This is a genomic window from Streptomyces omiyaensis, from assembly GCF_014650895.1.
Classification (GTDB): Bacteria; Actinomycetota; Actinomycetes; order Streptomycetales; family Streptomycetaceae; genus Streptomyces; species Streptomyces omiyaensis.
The window spans coordinates 1-15,974 of sequence record NZ_BMVV01000057.1 but is presented as its reverse complement, the minus strand read 5'-3'; the positions used below and the strand labels follow the sequence as shown (position 1 = coordinate 15,974).

11 protein-coding genes, 1 tRNA gene and 1 pseudogene are annotated in these 15,974 nt (G+C 71.9%); 9 read left to right on the top strand and 4 right to left on the bottom strand.

Annotated features, from left to right (window positions below; all coding sequences use genetic code 11):
• The first annotated feature begins 17 nt into the window (after window positions 1-17).
• Both IE287_RS37640 and IE287_RS37635 read left to right on the top strand, forming a co-directional pair.
• Window positions 18-137 (top strand) — tRNA-OTHER (locus tag IE287_RS37640).
• Window positions 138-289: 152 nt separating this feature from the next.
• The gene (locus IE287_RS37635; protein ID WP_189853931.1) at window positions 290-634 is read left to right on the top strand and encodes a hypothetical protein; all 345 of its coding nucleotides are present in this window, start codon (window positions 290-292) and stop codon (window positions 632-634) included.
• Window positions 635-686: 52 nt separating this feature from the next.
• On the opposite strand, the gene IE287_RS37630 is transcribed toward IE287_RS37635, so the two are convergent.
• Window positions 687-1,493, bottom strand: a complete 807-nt coding sequence (locus tag IE287_RS37630; RefSeq protein WP_373307995.1) for an RCC1 domain-containing protein — start codon at window positions 1,491-1,493, stop codon at window positions 687-689.
• Between the two features lie 1,178 nt (window positions 1,494-2,671).
• On the opposite strand from IE287_RS37630, the gene IE287_RS37625 reads away from it, so the two are divergent.
• A complete protein-coding gene (locus IE287_RS37625; RefSeq protein WP_189853930.1) occupies window positions 2,672-3,784 on the top strand; it encodes a hypothetical protein in 1,113 nt (370 codons plus the stop codon).
• A 1,100-nt stretch (window positions 3,785-4,884) separates the two neighbouring features.
• Here the strand turns inward: IE287_RS37625 and IE287_RS37620 are convergent.
• The gene (locus IE287_RS37620) at window positions 4,885-5,241 is read right to left on the bottom strand and encodes a hypothetical protein (protein WP_229884005.1); all 357 of its coding nucleotides are present in this window, start codon (window positions 5,239-5,241) and stop codon (window positions 4,885-4,887) included.
• Between the two features lie 72 nt (window positions 5,242-5,313).
• Here IE287_RS37620 and IE287_RS39000 point away from each other — a divergent pair.
• From IE287_RS39000 to tpg (IE287_RS37610), 3 genes and pseudogenes are all read left to right on the top strand, one after another.
• A pseudogene (locus IE287_RS39000) lies at window positions 5,314-5,692 on the top strand (hypothetical protein); the annotation flags it as partial.
• Window positions 5,693-5,952: 260 nt separating this feature from the next.
• On the top strand, window positions 5,953-6,483 hold the full coding sequence (locus IE287_RS39260) for a Pycsar system effector family protein (protein WP_268255024.1): 531 nt from the start codon (window positions 5,953-5,955) through the stop codon (window positions 6,481-6,483).
• Window positions 6,480-7,034, top strand: a complete 555-nt coding sequence (gene tpg / locus IE287_RS37610) for a telomere-protecting terminal protein Tpg (protein WP_189853928.1) — start codon at window positions 6,480-6,482, stop codon at window positions 7,032-7,034. Before IE287_RS39260 ends, tpg (IE287_RS37610) begins: the two co-directional genes overlap by 4 nt.
• A gap of 431 nt (window positions 7,035-7,465) precedes the next feature.
• Here tpg (IE287_RS37610) and IE287_RS37605 read toward each other — a convergent pair whose 3' ends face one another.
• The gene (locus tag IE287_RS37605; protein WP_189853927.1) at window positions 7,466-9,691 is read right to left on the bottom strand and encodes an FG-GAP repeat domain-containing protein; all 2,226 of its coding nucleotides are present in this window, start codon (window positions 9,689-9,691) and stop codon (window positions 7,466-7,468) included.
• Window positions 9,692-10,849: 1,158 nt separating this feature from the next.
• Complete coding sequence (locus tag IE287_RS37600; RefSeq protein WP_189853926.1) at window positions 10,850-11,626, bottom strand: MerR family transcriptional regulator; 777 nt, start codon at window positions 11,624-11,626, stop codon at window positions 10,850-10,852.
• Window positions 11,627-11,721: 95 nt separating this feature from the next.
• On the opposite strand from IE287_RS37600, the gene IE287_RS37595 reads away from it, so the two are divergent.
• The 3 genes from IE287_RS37595 to tpg (IE287_RS37585) all read left to right on the top strand — a co-directional run bounded on the left by IE287_RS37595 (window position 11,722) and on the right by tpg (IE287_RS37585) (window position 15,863).
• Window positions 11,722-12,816: a serine hydrolase domain-containing protein gene (locus IE287_RS37595; protein ID WP_189853925.1), complete on the top strand. Its 1,095-nt coding sequence runs from the start codon at window positions 11,722-11,724 to the stop codon at window positions 12,814-12,816.
• An 887-nt stretch (window positions 12,817-13,703) separates the two neighbouring features.
• Entirely contained in the window at window positions 13,704-14,024 is a 321-nt protein-coding gene (locus tag IE287_RS37590; RefSeq protein WP_189853924.1) for a hypothetical protein, read from the top strand.
• Between the two features lie 1,287 nt (window positions 14,025-15,311).
• The gene (gene tpg, locus IE287_RS37585) at window positions 15,312-15,863 is read left to right on the top strand and encodes a telomere-protecting terminal protein Tpg (protein WP_189853923.1); all 552 of its coding nucleotides are present in this window, start codon (window positions 15,312-15,314) and stop codon (window positions 15,861-15,863) included.
• Window positions 15,864-15,974 lie beyond the last annotated feature (111 nt).

The following is a 15,974-nucleotide window of genomic DNA, read 5'->3' as shown; positions in this document are numbered from 1 at the left end:
GCGTTCTCGCAGGTTGCGGTGGCGTGGCAGAGCGGTCCATTGCGGTCGCCGTGGGCGAGGTCCCTCCCGCGGCGGGTGACGGGGACGGGGCGGACCTGCCCCCCTCTGTCTCGCGGGTTCGAATCCCGTCGTCACCGCAACCGACCAGCACCTGGCACGGCACGCGGACCTGCCACCCCGCGCCAGGGCCGCAGAAGTCGCGGCAGGGCCCGCCTCACTTCCCTCCCCTGCCGCTGAAGCGGCGTGGCGCTGACGGCGTACGGGAGCGGCCGTTTGCCAGGGTGGACAGGTGACGCCTGATGCGCAAAAGCCCGCCCGCACCCCTGACGGACGGTACGTGATCATCGACGGCCGGCGCTGGCGGGCCACGGACCCCGACGTGCCCGAGGACGTGGCCGCCCGGCTGCGGTCCCACCTCATGGCCGCGCGGCGGGCCGTGGCCACGGCCCGCCGCGCCCAGGACACGGCTGCCGAACGGGCCGCCCGCGACCGCGTGCACACCGCGAAGGTCGCCCTCGGAGAACGCGGCACGCCGTGGTGGGACCAGCAGGAGCCCGAGCGCCGAGCCCGCTGGAGCGACGGGCTGGCCGCACTCGACATGCACGACGACCGGAAGGACGCCGGAAAAACGTGAGCGGGCCCGGGCCCCTGGCACCAGGAACCCCCAACGGCCGTGCGGTCCGCCGCTACAGCGGCCGGACTCCGGACCACGCACCGACATCGCACTGTCCGTGGGCATTGTTCCCCGCGGTCACGACCGTGCCGTCGGCACGCAGGCCGAGCGTGTGCGTCGAGCCGGCCGCCACGGCGACGATCCCGCGCCAACGGCCGACCTCGCACTGTCCATGGCTGTTGTCTCCCGCCGCCAGGACGCGCCCGGACGCTGTGACCCCGACAGTGTGGTGACTGCCCGCGTCGAGCGCCACCACGTCCTCCCAGCCCTCGACCGCGCACGCCCCGCTCGCCCGGTCCCCGGCCGCCACCGCCCGCCCGTCGGCTCCCAGGCCGACGGTATGCACAGCCCCGGCCGATACGGCCACCAGGTCACGCCACCCGTCGACGGCGCACTGCCCTCTCCGGTTGTTCCCCACCGCCAGCGCACGACCGTCCGACCGGAGACCGGCCGAGTGCCAGTCACCACAGCACAGCGCGACCACCTCGCGCCAGCTCCGCACGTCGCACTGGCCTTCCGCGCTCCGGCCGACGGCCAGCACGCGGCCGTCGGCGAGGAGCCCGAGCGTGCGCCGCCAGCCCGCGGCCACGGCCGTCACACCGTGCCATGCGGTGACCTCGCACTGCCCGTCGCCGTTCCACCCCGTCGCCAGCACCGTGCCGTCCGACCGGAGCCCCACCGTATGGGACTTGCCGGTGTTCGCTGCGGTGTGGACGTTGCCGGCCGCCACCGCGACGACGTCCTCCCACCGCTCGACGCGGCATTCACCGGCGGCACCATTGCCCACCGCGAGAACCGTTCCGTCGAACCGCCGCCCCACCGAATGACGTCTCCCGGCCGCCAGCACCGACACGTCAGCGAACAATCCCACTCCTTGGCGTCGGCGCGAACTCACGACCACGAAAGACCTCCACCCTACGTCGGCCCGACACCAGCGCGGTGCCCCCGGCCGACACGCAGCCCGCCTCCCCCTGAACGATCCCCCGCAGCGGAGGACACCCCGCCGCCCTCTGCGAGGAAGAAGCCAGGCCAGAGCCAGGCGGGCGGTTTCGGCGGAGGTCGTGGTTCTGGACTTGAAGCCGGGCTCGGCAGCATGGGCTCGCCGTTGACACCGAAGGGCGACGGGCCCGTTGGACGTGTGAAAGGCAGGACCGGGGGCGGAACCGGAACGACCCGAACCGACGGGCACGGCGCCCTTGCCGGCCGGAGCCGCCGGCCATCAGCAGGGCTTTGAACCTTGGTGTGGTCGTGGCTGCCGTAGACGCGGACCTGGTCCTCGGCGAGCTCCCGTAAGTACGTCCACCGCACGGGCCGTGTTGCCGGACCGCCCAATGTGGACCGCCTGCTGGTATCGGGTCAGCAGGGTGCGGGGGGGCGAGGGCGGGGAGGGCCTGGTGCCAGGTGGGCGTGGACATGACGCGGTGGAGCATGGTGCTTGCTGTGTCGTGGTCCGGGGGTGCGGCGGGGGTGTTTTTCAGGGCCAGGTTGCGGATGGCGCGGGTGAAGGGGTCGGTTCCGGCGGTGTGGGGGAGCGGGCTGGGGCGGCAGGGGATACGGGCGAGGTGCGAGGCGACGGCCGTCAGCACGGTGGCCCGTTGGTGACGGGCGGCGGGCAGCGCGGCTACCCGTTCAGCCGCCTCGAGGTCTCCCAGGGCCGCGTGGAGCATAGCCAGTGCAGCGGTCGGAAAGTGCCCGGTTCCCCGGTTGGTCAGGTCCTGTGTCAGCCAGGCGAGTTGCCTGTCGGGTTCCTCGCCGGCTTCGATGCGCAGGAAGGCCTGTACGAGGACGTCTTCCGGCTGCCAGGACCGCGCGCTTGGCTTTGTCCACGAGAACGGACAGCAGATGTTCACCACTTCGGGAGGCACTTGGCACGTCGGGGATTCGAACGGTGCGTTACACACCGTGGCGGTGCACAGTCCCGCGCCGCAGATGAGAAAACACGTGGAAGGTCCGCCACAGAGCTGCGACGATGCCCCCTGCTTTCTTCGCGGAGGACATTTGTTCGTTTTCGTGTGTGCGGGATGTGGCGCCGAGCTGACCATCCCGCTGTCCCCGGTCGCGCTGCCGGTTCATGCCCATCAGAAGTACGGGAACGGGATCCAGCTCCCGGTGCTCATGGAGTCGGGCACATTCGCCGTGGAACCGGAGCCCTGGGGGCCGCCGTGGCGGAGGTGGGAGGAAATCGACCCGGCCGAGGCGGCGGCCCGCGGTATCTACGCTCCGCTCTACGCCTTGTCCGACAGCGCACCCGGCACCGTCGTCATCGCCCCCGGGGATACCCGCGGCACCGTGCTCATCCCGCACGAAGCCGGCGGCTACTGCTGCGGCCTCGACTGGGGTGACGGCCCCAACATGGCCTGCGAGGCGTGCGGCCTGCCGGTGGCGAGCCGGATCGACGACTGCTCACTCTGGCAGGCGGTCTGGCTCGCGCCGGACGCCGTGCACCGCCTCCCCGTCGACGACACCGACTCCGACACCGCAATCCTCTCCTGGGAGGAACTGCTGGAGGAGGCGGTAGCCACGCCCCCGATGGAGCCGATCAGCAGATGGGGCTCGCTCCGCGGGCTGGACCACTGGTGGTCATGGAGCCCACAGTGGGAAGCGGCAGCCGGTCGGGCCCTGGCCCACCTCCTGGCAGCTTCCGACGGCCGACCGGTGACGGTCCCGCCCGGCCTGATCACGGAAGTGCTCCAACGCGCCCTCGACGCCCTGCTGCCCGCGGACCAGCCAGCGCGACGTGCCGTCCTGGCCGGTCCGGGGCTGTCCGCCCCCGGTCCGGACGCCGACATGATCCTCGTGCCAACCCACCCGCAGACAGGAGAACTCTGGAGCCCGGCCGGCCCGGACACATCTGCACGCCCGGTGCCACTGCCGTTCGGGATATGGATGTGGATGGCCTTCCCCGAACCACACCTCTACCTCCCCACCTCGGGAACCATGCCCGACGGCGTACTGCGCGACGACCCGCCCCCGCCACGCCCCCACCACCTGTTCCGAGCCGACCCGGGAACCTTCCAGCACACCCTGGTCCGATTGCCGGCGGTCCGCAGTCCGCTGCTGCGCGAGATCCTCGACAACCTCACGCACCACATGCAAGCCGGTCTCTTCTAGCCGACTGCCAGACGACGCCGGTGCTCACACTCCGGAGCTGCGCAATCGAACAGCACCAGGTAGTGGTGCCTCCCGAAGTGGTGAACATCTGCTGTCCGTTCTCGTGGATAAAGCCACGCGCTCCGCTGATTCAGCTGTGCTTGTGCTGTCGCCATTGCCGTGCCGAGGAGCTCTTGCTGTTCCGCCGGGAGACGGGTGGCCAGGGGCAGCAGTTCGGCGAGGGGGCCCAGCAGTGCCTGGCTCCGGATCATGCGCAGGGAAGCGTCCAGGCCTTTCAGAAGCGGCTGGACCAGTTCGCCGGCCGCCTCAGGGGCGAGGGGGGGCGAGTTCTGTGGCGACGGCGATGCGTACGGCCCGGTCGGTCTTCCGCCACGCCGCACGCCGCCCCGCTTCGGCCGGCCGTTGGTGGCACCCCTGCTCCCCGCTCGCGCGGGGATGGCCCCTGAAGCACCCTGCCGATGCGGCCGCCCATCGGCTGCTCCCCGCATCCGCGGGGATGGCCCCGTCGACACCCTTGCGCCCCAGCTCATCGCCGCCTGCTCCTCGCTCTCGCGGGGATGGGCCTCGCGCCGAGGTCTCGCCGCTCGTGCGGGGACGGTCCCTGGAGCTGGAGTCGGTCCGCGTCCGTTGCCGGCTGCTTCCCGCGCCCGCGGTTCGGGGTTTCTCGGGCGAGCGGCCGGCGGGGGCTGGTGGTGTTCGGTGCGGGACGGTGGGGTGTGCTTACCAAGGATCTGCGGGAGGCCTGAACCTGATGGCTCGACCCTCTGCTTCCCCTGTTCAGCATGTGTGCTGATAGGGGACTTCGGAGGGCGTAGTAAGTCTCCGGGACGGTGTGGGGTCTCAAATTTCGTGTCGGAATATCACGTTCGGTGTCGGATGGAAGCCGGATCCGACACCGAACCGAGATGCGCAGGGCGCTGCCGTACCTCATCCGAGTGGGGCGGGAGCATCGTGCTGCCACGGGAAACTGCGACTCGGGAGCGGAAATGGAAGCGACGGACAGCTTTTGTGGGTGCGGCGTCGGCCCCTGAACGTGGCCAGGCCATGAAACTGATCCCCTTCGGTAAGAGGGTCGTAGCAGTTTTCAGCACCGGGGCGTGTCAGCTCTGGCGCCGAGTGTCATCCGCCTCGAACTGTGAGCCGATGTTGTTCCACATGAAGTCGACCTTCCAGTCGGCCTTGCCGACCGCCCAGCCGAGCACCGCGGTCAAGACCTTCTCCTGGGAGATGGTCCGCGTCTGATAGTGCTCGGCCGCCACACCGTCCCGGAATTCGAGTTGGTACGTGTTGTCGTCGCGCAGCAACACCTGGACATACCAGCTGCCTTCCAGTCCCTCCTCCACGCGCTCCAGCACCAGATGCGCATCACCGCGCCGGAGGTTGGCCAGCATCCTGCCTATCGCCGGCTTCGAGGGCTTCTTGATCACTCGGCCCGCCTCGTCAGTCGCAATCAGCATGACTCGATCCTCCAGCACGGCTCTGACACCGCCCGGTGACCTCATGGCGGGGCTCCTTGGCATCATCTTGGCATGGGATCAGCTTTCCCTCGCACCGTCCGAGCCGTCGACACCAGGCAGCTCCTTGACCTGGCCCAGGAGGCCGCCGGGCACGGCTTCAGCCAGCGACTCCCTGTCGCCCGGCTCCAAACGCACCTCGCCACAGGGGCGGCGAACTACCTGTTCCCGACGCTCGTGCAGCGGCTCGCGCACCGTCCCGAGGCGCCGCTGCGGTGGAGGCGCCAGCAGCTGCTGACCGTCTGCACGGGCGAACAGATTAGGGGGTCTGCTCGACGTCCTGCCCGAGACCTTCGACGAGATCCCGGAGACCCTGGACGCGGCATCCGAGAAGGACGTCACCAACCGCATCGAGCACGTAGTGACCGTGCGTGAGCGGGGGAAACGGATGTCTGACGGACAGTCTGAGGAAATGACATCGCCCTGGGAAAGCCACGGGCCGACCCGTCGTGAGACTGAAGAGGAACGTCCAGGTCACAGCATCGGCGCCTGACATCGGAAGTGGGAACTTACGGGAACGCCCTGTACGGCGATCTGACGGCCCCGCACCCTTGACCGCTCCTCCCTCCCGGCCGCCGGAGGGGTGATCGCCCCTCAGATCGCCGCACAGCGCCTCCACTCCGCACAGAGCGTCCCGCGCGGACCCATCCGACCGTGCGCCCGTCCACCTGCCCGGAATGCCCCCGCCGTGACCACGACGACCACGACCGTGCCGGACCGCGCCTCGGCCACGCTCGACGCCGCCCTCGCCCACACCGTCGGCGACCTCAGCCTCACCGACACCAAGAGCGGCTTACTCCTGGCCCCGACGGCCTCCTCGTCGCAGCCCTCAGCCTCGCCGGGACCGACCTCGCCTGCCTCTCGCTCCTCCTCGCCGTCCTCGCCGCCACCGTGCTCGTCGGCAGCGTCGTCCTCGCGCTTCTCGTCATCCGCCCCCGCCTGGACCCGGGCGGGGACCGCAGCGGGTTCATCTGCCTCGCCACCGCCGACCCCGCCGCCATCACCGAGACCCTCGCCGCGGACCACCGCGTCGCCCAGCTCCAGGCCCTCGCCCGCATCGCGCCCACCAAGATGAAGCTCCTGCGCCTCGCCGGCGACATCACCCTCGTCGCGGTCCCCTCCGCGATCTCACCCGCTGACCCCCACCCGCCACCGGCCGCCGACCCCGAAGGAGCCCCGCCATGACCATCGACGCCGCTCTGCACGACGCCCTGACGGGCGCGTTCACCCGCCCGATCCCGAAGTCCGCCGGCGCCCAGGTCCGCTACCTCGTACGCCAGCACCAGGGCGGCACCCGCGCCGTCGCGACCCTCCTCGGTGTCTCCCAGCGCACCGTCGAGCGCTACGTCCGCGACCAGATCAAGCGCCCCCGCGCCGGGCTCGCCGAGAAGACGACCGCCGAGGTCCGCCGCCGCTGGCAGCCCCAGGTCCCCGCCCGCGCCCGCAAGGCCGCCTCCACCACCGAGGGCCTGACGATCGACGTCCGGGCCCGCTTCGGCTTCACCGCTGCCCCCGGCACCACCGACGACGCCCGCACACGCCACCTCCCCCTCGCCCTCCCGCCCCACCCCGCCACCCGACTCCTCGACGCCCAGGCCGCCGGCGCCACGGACCACGAGCTCCAGCGGGCCACCGCCGACGTACTCGGCCAGGTCTACTTCCGCGACGGCGGACACCGCGCCCACGGCCTGGACATCGAGCGCACCGCCTTCGAGCGCACCGCCTTCGAGCTGTAGCAGTCCTACCGCTGCGCCCTGTGCTCTGTCGGTCGGCTCGCGGAACAGACGCCTGCCGGGCCGACCTGGCCGGTGCCGAGTCGATGCAGCCTCGGCGGCCGACCAGACCCGCGCCGACGTCGGCCTCGCCCGCCTCGCCAAGGCCGTCCGCATCCTGGCGAGGGACGCCCGCCCCGGTCGCGCGTAGGGCTGAGCCCGTGCCGAGCCTTACTGCTCTCAGGAACGCAGGGCGCTGGGTATGGGGACGTGCTTACCTCTGAGCGGTGGCCCTGCCAGGCACACGACAGCGTTCTGATGCCTCAGCGGGCGTCCCGAAAATTTATGGTCCGGAGGACGCCCCGAGCTGCTCGTGCCCTCGTGGAGGCAGCGCGGCGGTTCCTCGCCGTTGATCTGCCTACGACGGCAGCGACGAGGCGTAGGAGGGACCGCTGTCAGCCGAACAGGTTGTGCGAGCCCGACGCGTAGAGCGTCGTGCTGACACGGGCCAGGCGGAACGGGACGTCGCGCCCGCCCGTACCGGAGAAGTAGTACGTCCTCTTGGTGGCGGACTCGTAGGCGAGGAGGTCGTTCTTGCCGTCGCTGTCGTAGTCGCCCGCCCCGACGAGTTCGCCGTAGCGTGCGAATCCGCCGCCGATGAGGCTGCGCCGGGTGAAGGTGCCGTCGCCCTTGCCGAGGTACATCCACAGGACGCCGTCCTTGTCGCGGGCGAGGAGGTCTCCGGCGCCCGCGCCGGCGATGTTGCCGGGGGCGGTGATCTGGTTGTAGACGCCCCAGCCGGGGCCGATCCGCTTGCGGGTCTCGAAGGGCCTGGTGGTGCTGCCGGTGGCCTTGTAGAGCCACAGGACGCCGGTCTTGTCGGCGGCGAGGAGGTCGGGGCGGCCGTCGCCGGTGAAGTCGGAACCGCCGGTGAGCCTGTCGTAGGTCTGCCAGCCGCCGCCGACCTGGACGCGGCGGGCGAACCCGCCGAGCCCGTTGCCCTGGTAGAGCCACAGGACGCCCGCCTTGTCACGGGCGACGACGTCCGCGTGGGACGAGCCCGCGAGGTTGCCGGTGGCCTCGATCCGGTCGTAGATCTGCCAGCCGCCGCCGATCCGGGTCTTCGGAACGTCGACCTCGCTGCTGTACCGGCTGTCGCGGAAGGCGGTGTCCGACCAGAGGACGCCGGAGGCGTCCCGGGCCAGCAGGTCGGGGGCGCCGTCGTCGTCGAAGTCGTGCGGCTTCGCCGAACGGGTGACGGCGAAGGAGCCGGACCTCTTCAGGGCCGGGCCGACGCCGGTCCACGGCTCGGCGGTCATCTCCCAGGTGTACGCGCCGTTGTAGGCCATGCGGGTGTTGGGCTCGCCGAACCTGTTCGCGTCGCCGAGCGTTCCCGACCACGAGGGACCGAAGGGGAAGCCCTGGCGGTAATCGCTGTCCCAGCCGCCGGCCTCGTCGTAGCCGTCCATCACCCAGTCGTAGGTCCTGCCGGTGCGGACGTGCCGCAGCTGCACCGTGACCTTCGTGTCCCAGTGGTTCAGGTACCAGTCGAACGGGACGGACGAGACGTCGTCCAGGTTCACCGTTCCGGTGGGCACCGAGAGGGGCTTCATCTCGGCGGTCTCCGTCGGCCAGCCGTTCGCCGCGACGAAGGTGGCGACCGGCCTGCCGTCCGCCCCCGCGGTGACGCGGTAGGCGCCGTCGCCCGTCCCGAGCCGGCCGCCGCCGGCCAGCATGCCGCCGCTGGTGTCCGGGACCAGTTCCTCGAAGCGGTCGAGCAGCTTGACCGGCGCGGCGGTGGCGGCCGTGAGGCTCCGGGCGCGCAGGCCGGGGTAGGGCGTCGCCTCCTTCGCGAGCCGGGGGACCACGCCGTCGAGGAGCCAGTCGCCGACCAGGCCGATCACGGGCTGGGACTTCGCCGGGCCGAGCGCGACGGTCCTCCGGTCGGTCGTGCCCCGGGTGACGACGACCGCCTGGGCCGTGCCGGCCGCGTCGTTCTCCACCCAGGCGACCCGGGTGTCCGAGACGGCGAACGCCCCGGTGCCCGGGGTCCGGTAGGTCTCGGTGACCTTCCCCGCTTCGAGGTCCACGAGACCGTGGTACCGGGCGCCGTCGGCGCCCGTGAAGGTGACGACGCCGTGCTCGTCGGTACCGGGCCGGACCTTGAAGTCCTCGGCGCCGGCGGGCAGCCCGGTGATCCGGCGCGTGCCCTGGGAGGTGTGGGCCGAGAGGAAGGGGCCGGACCCGGTGCCGTCGGTGGTGTCGAGGGCGAGGGTGGTGAAGACGTACGGTCCGGCGACGCCCACTGCCTGGGCGTCGTGCTCGGGCAGTCGGTAGCGGGCCCCGGTCGCCATGTCGACGACGGTCTTGTCCTGGTGGTCGACGTACAGGTCGCCGCCGGCCACCATCAGGTCTCCCCCGAAGGAACTGGTCGTGCCGTCCTTGTAGCTCGTCCAGGTGACTCTCGACGGGTCGCCGAAGTAGGTGCTGAAGAACCCGGCGCCGCCACCCGCCTCGATGGCGTGGTTCACGGGCATCCGCGCGACCGCCTCCCGCGTCTCCGTGACCGCGCCCGGTGCGGAGTCCGCGACGGCGGAGGGGACGGCCAGTGCCCCGGCGCCGAGGGTGACGGCGAGGACGGTGGCGATGGCGGCGGCGGTACGACGCCGAGCTACACGCACAACAAGCACAAGCTCTCCAGACGAAGACGGGGAGGCCTACAAAGATCCGCGGACCGACCCGTATGACCATCGACCAGGAGCAGAGGTTGTACGAGCCCCCTGTCCCGGTGGTTCGAGAGCCCGGACATCTCGCACCACCGCCCGAACGCCTCACCCGCCATCCACGGACGGCCCTCACCCGATCGGCGACTACTCCGAAGATCCTCAGTGAGCCTCAGTGAGGCCACGTGAATCCCAAACACGGCGGCGCGACCCACCATGAGCTCTCCCCAGGCCATCTACGCCCCCTGGTCAGGGCACGTGTGACGGGGACGATCGACCTTCCGCGAGTGCGAGGGCCGTTACCCGGCTCATCCGCTATCCGGGCCGGGCCGAGGTCCGCGAATCGATTCGCGGACCTTCGACGTCACCGTGCTGATGCTGTTCACCCCGATCGGCAACGGCACGACGACCGAGACCGCCACCCCCCGCCCCAGCGTCCTCGACGACCAACCCCCCGCCCCCGGCGCCGCCCTCTCCCTCCCCGGCGCCGAAGAGCTGACCCGCGCCCGGTCGCCGTCCTGCCGGCTTTGCGGCGGTTGTGGAGGTCGTGGGGTGTGGGGGTGTGGTTCGGGGGCAGGCGGATGGTTGAGCGCATGGGACTGCACTCGACCACCGCGCCCGCGGCCCTTCCCCCCGGCCACCGGGCCCGTGGTTCCGCGACCGCCCCGCCCCGTACCTTCCTTCGGGTGCGGGGCGGTCGTCCTGTCCGCTCTCTCGCTGGCGGCATCGGCGCCCTGACCGCAGTACTCCTCGCCCGGCGTCGATGGCCCGCCCCCGTCCCGGGGGAGGGCCGCTGCGGGAGGTGTGCGGCCCGCTGGGCGCTGGAGGCGGCGTGCCCGTGCTGGGCGGCGGTCGCGCCCGCGATGGTCAGCAGTTCGCTGCAGACCGACTCGACCACCGCGCCCCAGCCCGCGGCGGATCCGGCGGGGACGCTGCTCTCGGAGATGCCGTTGTGGGCAGGGGCGACGGCCCCGGCCTCCAGCCGGAAGACGCTCTCGTCGCTTCCCGCACGCCGTGCCCGGCGGCGGTCAGGGCCTGGAACACGGCTGCTCGCGCGGGGATGGCCCCCTTTCGTGAACTGGGCCCTGTCCGGGCGATCAAGTTCGCAGCAGTCCGTCACTGACGCGGGATATCGATGCCCGCCGCGCGCAGGTGCCCCTCGACCAGCCCGTTCAGCCGGGCGATGGACGGTGCCTCGTCCACCCGGTGGTGGTTGACCACGCCGTACCGGGAGGCCGCGTCGGGCCCGTGCGGTCGCCCGGCCGGCAGCGTCAGCAGCGCGCGGGCGCCCAGCAGGTTGGCGGCCACCGCCGAGGCCAGTTCCTCGATCCGCGGGTCATCGGGATCCCAGGACCTTGCCTCCCAGCCGCGCTTGGTCAGATGGACGAACTCGGGGTCGTCGAGCCGGTGCTCGAGGTTGGCCAGGAAGAGGTCGAAGACCTCGGAAGTCAGCGCCCGCGACAGCACCAGGGCCTCCCGCTGGGTGGTGACGTAGTCGGGGCTGAAGCCGAGCTCGGCGAGTCGCTCCAGGACCGCGCAGGCCCGGTCGGGCAGCAGGGCGCGGTCACCGTGGGCGAGCCGGTGCAGGGTGTCGCGGCGGGCGGTCAGCTCCTCGATCTGTTCGGTGAGCCGGCGGCGGACGTCGTCCAGGGCTGTGGCGAACCGCTCGGGCTCGGCGTCGAGGAGCTCGCCGATCTCGGCCAGCGGCACGCCTGCCCCGGCCAGGGCCCTGACCTGGACAAGGCGCAGCAGGTCGGCCGACCCGTAGCGCCGGTAGCCGGAATGGTCCCGTTCCGGTTCGGCGACCAGACCGAGCCGGTGGTAGTGCCGCACCGTCTTGACTGTGATCCCGACGAAAGCCGCGGCCTGACCGATCGTGAGCCCCTCTGCCATGGGGTGAGAGTAACGCTCCTCTATTGCCTTGACCTTGACCTTGGGTCAGGGTCCACGCTCACCTCACACCCGCTGACGCGAGATGAGGAATCAGCATGACCGAGCAGAACACCGCCGCCGCCCAGGACCGCCCCGAGCTGCGGAAGGCCATGCAGGAGATCGTCGACGCCGGTTTCTCCGGCGTCCAGCTGCGCGTGAACGACGAGCTCGGCGAGTGGGTCGGCAGCGCCGGGGTGAGCGAGCTGGGCCGGCCCGCAAAGCCGCCGGCCGACGGGCATTTTCGGGTCGGCAGCGTCACCAAGACCTTCGTCGCGACCGCCGTCCTGCAGCTGGTGGCCGAGGGCCGGCTCGGCCTTGAGGACCCGGTAGCCGACCTCTTGCCCGAGTTCGCGCTCGACCGGCGGATCACGGTGCGGATGCTCCTGCAGCACACCAGCGGGCTGTTCAACTTCACCGGGGAGTTCGCCGAGGACGGGTCGGTCGAGCCCGGTGTGGTCGCCGGATGGGGCAAGGAGTGGGTGGACCTGCAGCACGCGACCTACCGGCCGGAGGAGCTGGTGCGGGGGGCGCTGGCGAAGCCGGCGCGGTTCGAGCCGGGGACGGCCTGGAGCTACTCCAACACCAACTATGTCCTGGCCAGGCTGCTGATCGAGCAGGTCACCGGTCGCTCGCTGCCCGAGGAGACGCACCGGCTGATCCTGGGCCCGCTCGGTCTGACGGGCACCCTACTGCCGGAGACCCGGGAGGACATCCCCGAGCCGCACGCCCACGGCTACTTCGGCTACGACGACGCCGGAGAGTGGAAAGTAGTCGACACCACCCGCTTCAACCCCTCCTGGATATCCGCCGCCGGCGACATGATCTCGACCAGCCGGGACCTCCACACGTTCTTCTCCGCGCTGAACAGCGGCAACCTCATCTCGACCGAGCTGCTGGCCGAGATGCGCGTCGCGGACCCCACGATGGGTTACGGCCTGGGGGTGTTCGTGCAGGAGCTGGACGGCGGCGGCACCGTCCTCCACCACAACGGAGGGTTCTGGGGCTGGGGCGCGCTGATGTACAGCACGCCCGACGGCACCAAGACCCTGACCGGCTCGCTGACCTCCGGGGACGCCGAAATGGACCTGCCCACCATGGCCGGGACGTTCGAGGAGGTGAAGCGGACACTGGTCAAGGCGGTGTTCGCCTAGAACTTGTCCAGCCGCCACGTGCGGAGCCAGACGGCGAGGGCTGCGGCGGTCGTGGTGCCGAGGAAGACGTATCCGCGCTTGTCGCAGCGGGCGGCCACTGCTCTGGGGCGCTCGAGCCGGCCGATCGCGAGTTCGACGGTGTCGCGTTTCTGGCGCCGCTCTTCGCCGAACCCCGGTGGGCGCCCGCCTCGTGAGCCTTTGCGCAGACGGGCGCCCTGGCCGTCGGTCTTCTCGGGGAGGCGTGCGGGGTGCCGCGCCGTCGCAGGTAATCGCGGCAGGGCCCGTTGCTGCAAGCCTTGTCCGCGGCCATCCTGTCCGGCTTCTTGCGGGGCCTGCCCGGTCCGAACCGGGGCACGCGGATCTTCCCCGGCACCGGTTCGAACTGAGTGCGGTCCACCCGCTGCCCCGGCGTGACGACCAGGGACAGCGGGCGGCAGCGGCCGTCTGCGCTCAGGTCGAACTTGGTCGTGAACCCTCCGCGCGAGCGGCTTGAGGCGGGCGTCGGCGGTGGCTCGGTCCGGGCGCCGGCGGATGGTTGAGCGCATGGGACTGCACTCGACCACCGCGCCCGCGGCCCTTCCCCCGGCCGCCGGGCCCGTGGTTCTGCGACCGCCCCGCCCCGTACCTTCCTTCGGGTGCGGGGCGGTCGTCCTGTCCGCCACCCGCCCACCCACCCGCCCGTCTGCCGGACGCCAGCCGTTGGGTGGGCGGATCTTCCCGCTTGTACCTGGGGTGCTCGCGGTGTCCAGTACGATCCGGCGCCCACGCCGGGCTCGGGCCGGCGCTCGCTCGGTGCCGGGCTGGGTTTCATGCTGCCAGCCGCTTGAGCCGGTCCAGGCTCACCGGGGCGGAGGGATTCGCCGTGTGCGGGGCGGGCATGCGGGCCGGTGTCCGCGTCGGCCGGCACGGTCACGGTCACCGCGACCGCCCGCGTGACGTCGGTCCGCTGGGACATGGGCGACGGCACCACCATCACCTGCGCCGGTCCCGGCACCCCCTACACCGCCGGCCGGGGCATGACGATGTCCCCGGACTGCGGCCACCTCTACACCCGTGCGGCCGACTACAAGGGCACCGCCACCTCGACCTGGACCATCGAGTGGGAGGCACCCGCCCTCGAGGACGCCGACACCCTCACCGAGACCAGGCAGACGCCGTTCACCGTCCACGCCGTCGAGGTCCAGGTCCTCAACCGACAACCCCCTTGACCGGCTGTGGTGAGCACCGCCGGCGGCACTCACCACAGCCCCTCTTCACTCACCACCGCGCTCACCACCGGCCTCACCAACCACCGCCCCGCACCGCGCTGACCTGCGAGGGTCAGCGAATGGGTCACTCCGCCAGCCACCGCCCGAACCGCACCGCGCAGGGGGCGTCCTCGAGCACCAGGACCACGGGCCCAGCCGCGCCCGCCCCGTACGTCACCGCTGCCGCGCGTACGTCATCTCGGTGACGTACCGCCGTCCACGCCGCAGTTCGCCGGCCGCTTCCGTGGGTGCGGGTCAGTCTCCGGCGGCCACCTGCCCGGGCCCGGCGTTTGATTGCTTCACCGGTTGCCTTACAAGTTGCTCTACCGGGTGCCTCACCGGTTGCCTACCTGTTCCACGAGCCCGTTCATTGCCACAGGTCAGAGCCGATGGGTCAGCCGATTCAGACGCCGACACCTCTCCTGCTCCACAGAGAGGTCTTCTCCTCGGTGACGCACCGCCGTCCACGTCGCGGCCCGCCGGCCGCTTCCGCGGGTGCGGGTCAGCCTCCGGCGGCCATCCGCCCGATCCCGGTGCTTGGTTGCGTCACCGGTTGCGCCACCAGTTGCACCACTGGTTGCGCCACCGGTTGCATCACCGGTTGCGGACCCTCCGAGCCGGGCCGGGTGTCCGTGCTGGTCAGCACCGGTGGGTCAGCCGATTCCGACGCCGACACCTCTCCTGGCAGGTCCAGGAGAGGTCTTCCCCTTCTCCCTCGCCGGGCGGGCCGGGGCGCCGGGCGACGGCGGCCGACTGCCGGAGAGTTCTGGCACCCCGCCAGGGCGGGGGAGATTGGCCGGGTGAGCACCGCGCCACCACCCCACCGTCGCCCGCTCGGCCCCGGCCCCGACGTCCCCGACCGGCTCCCGTCCGACCGGTGGGCCCGCGCTGCCGCCGGCCTCGCCGCCGCAGCGGAGTGGACCGCCGCCCCGGACCGCCCCGCGGCCGCGCCGGGCTCTGGCCGGCGTCCGCTCGGGGCCGGTCCCGCGGACCCCGGTACCGACCCCACCGCGCCCCGGTAGGGTCGGGGCCAGCCCGTGCCGATATGGCGTGCGCGGGCGAGGCCCGGCGCCCAGGAGGTCCACCTTCCGGGGGCAGTACCGCCGGGCCGCCCAAGCCCCCTGACGGCCCCTCTGCCTGGCTCCGGGCCCCCTCCTGGTTCGGCGAGGCGCGGGAGGCGTTCGGACCGCCATGCAGGGCCTCTCCTTCGTGCCGGCTCGCCGTCCCACCCGTAGAAGGGTCCCGTCTGTGACCATCGACGCCGCTCTGCACGACGCCCTGACGGGCGCGTTCACCCGGCCGGTCCCGAAGTCCGCCGGCGCCCAGGTGCGCTACCTCGTACGCCAGCACGGCGGCACCCGCGCCGTCGCGGCCCTCCTCGGCGTCTCCCAGCGCACCGTCGAGCGCTACGCGAAGGGCCAGATCAAGCGCCCCCGCGCCGAGCTGGCCGCCCGCATGACCGCCGAAGTGCGCCGCCGCTGGCAGCCGCAGGTCCGGGCCCGCGCCCGCAAGGCCGCATCCACCTCCGAAGGCCTGATGATTGATATCCGTGCCCGCTTCGGGTTCACCGCCGCTCCGGGCAGCACCGATGACGCCCGCACACGCCACCTCCCCCTCGCCCTCCCGCCTCACCAGGCCGCGCGCCTCCTCGACGCGCAGGCCGCCGGCGCCACCGACCGCGAGCTCCAGCGGGCCACCGCGGACGTGCTCGGCGAGGTCTACTTCCGCGACGGCGGACAGCGCGCCCAGGGCCTGGACGTCGAGCTGTCCGACATCGAGCGCATCGCCTTCGAGCTGTAGAGCGACCTCGACCACCCCACGGCCCCCTCGGGCCCGGGGCGGCTGTTCCTGCCCCTGGGCCGCCGAGCGCGCCCGTTCTGGCCGGCCCCGGCCCTGCGGGGGTGGGGTGGG

Bases quoted from the DNA above. Each gene is read 5' to 3' on its own strand.
- tpg (WP_189853928.1), top strand. From the start codon at position 6,480: ATGACCATCGACGCCGCTCTGCACGACGCCCTGACGGGCGCGTTCACC.
- IE287_RS37595 (WP_189853925.1), top strand. From the start codon at position 11,722: ATGACCGAGCAGAACACCGCCGCCGCCCAGGACCGCCCCGAGCTGCGG.
- IE287_RS37620 (WP_229884005.1), bottom strand. From the start codon at position 5,241: ATGCTGATTGCGACTGACGAGGCGGGCCGAGTGATCAAGAAGCCCTCG.
- IE287_RS37600 (WP_189853926.1), bottom strand. From the start codon at position 11,626: ATGGCAGAGGGGCTCACGATCGGTCAGGCCGCGGCTTTCGTCGGGATC.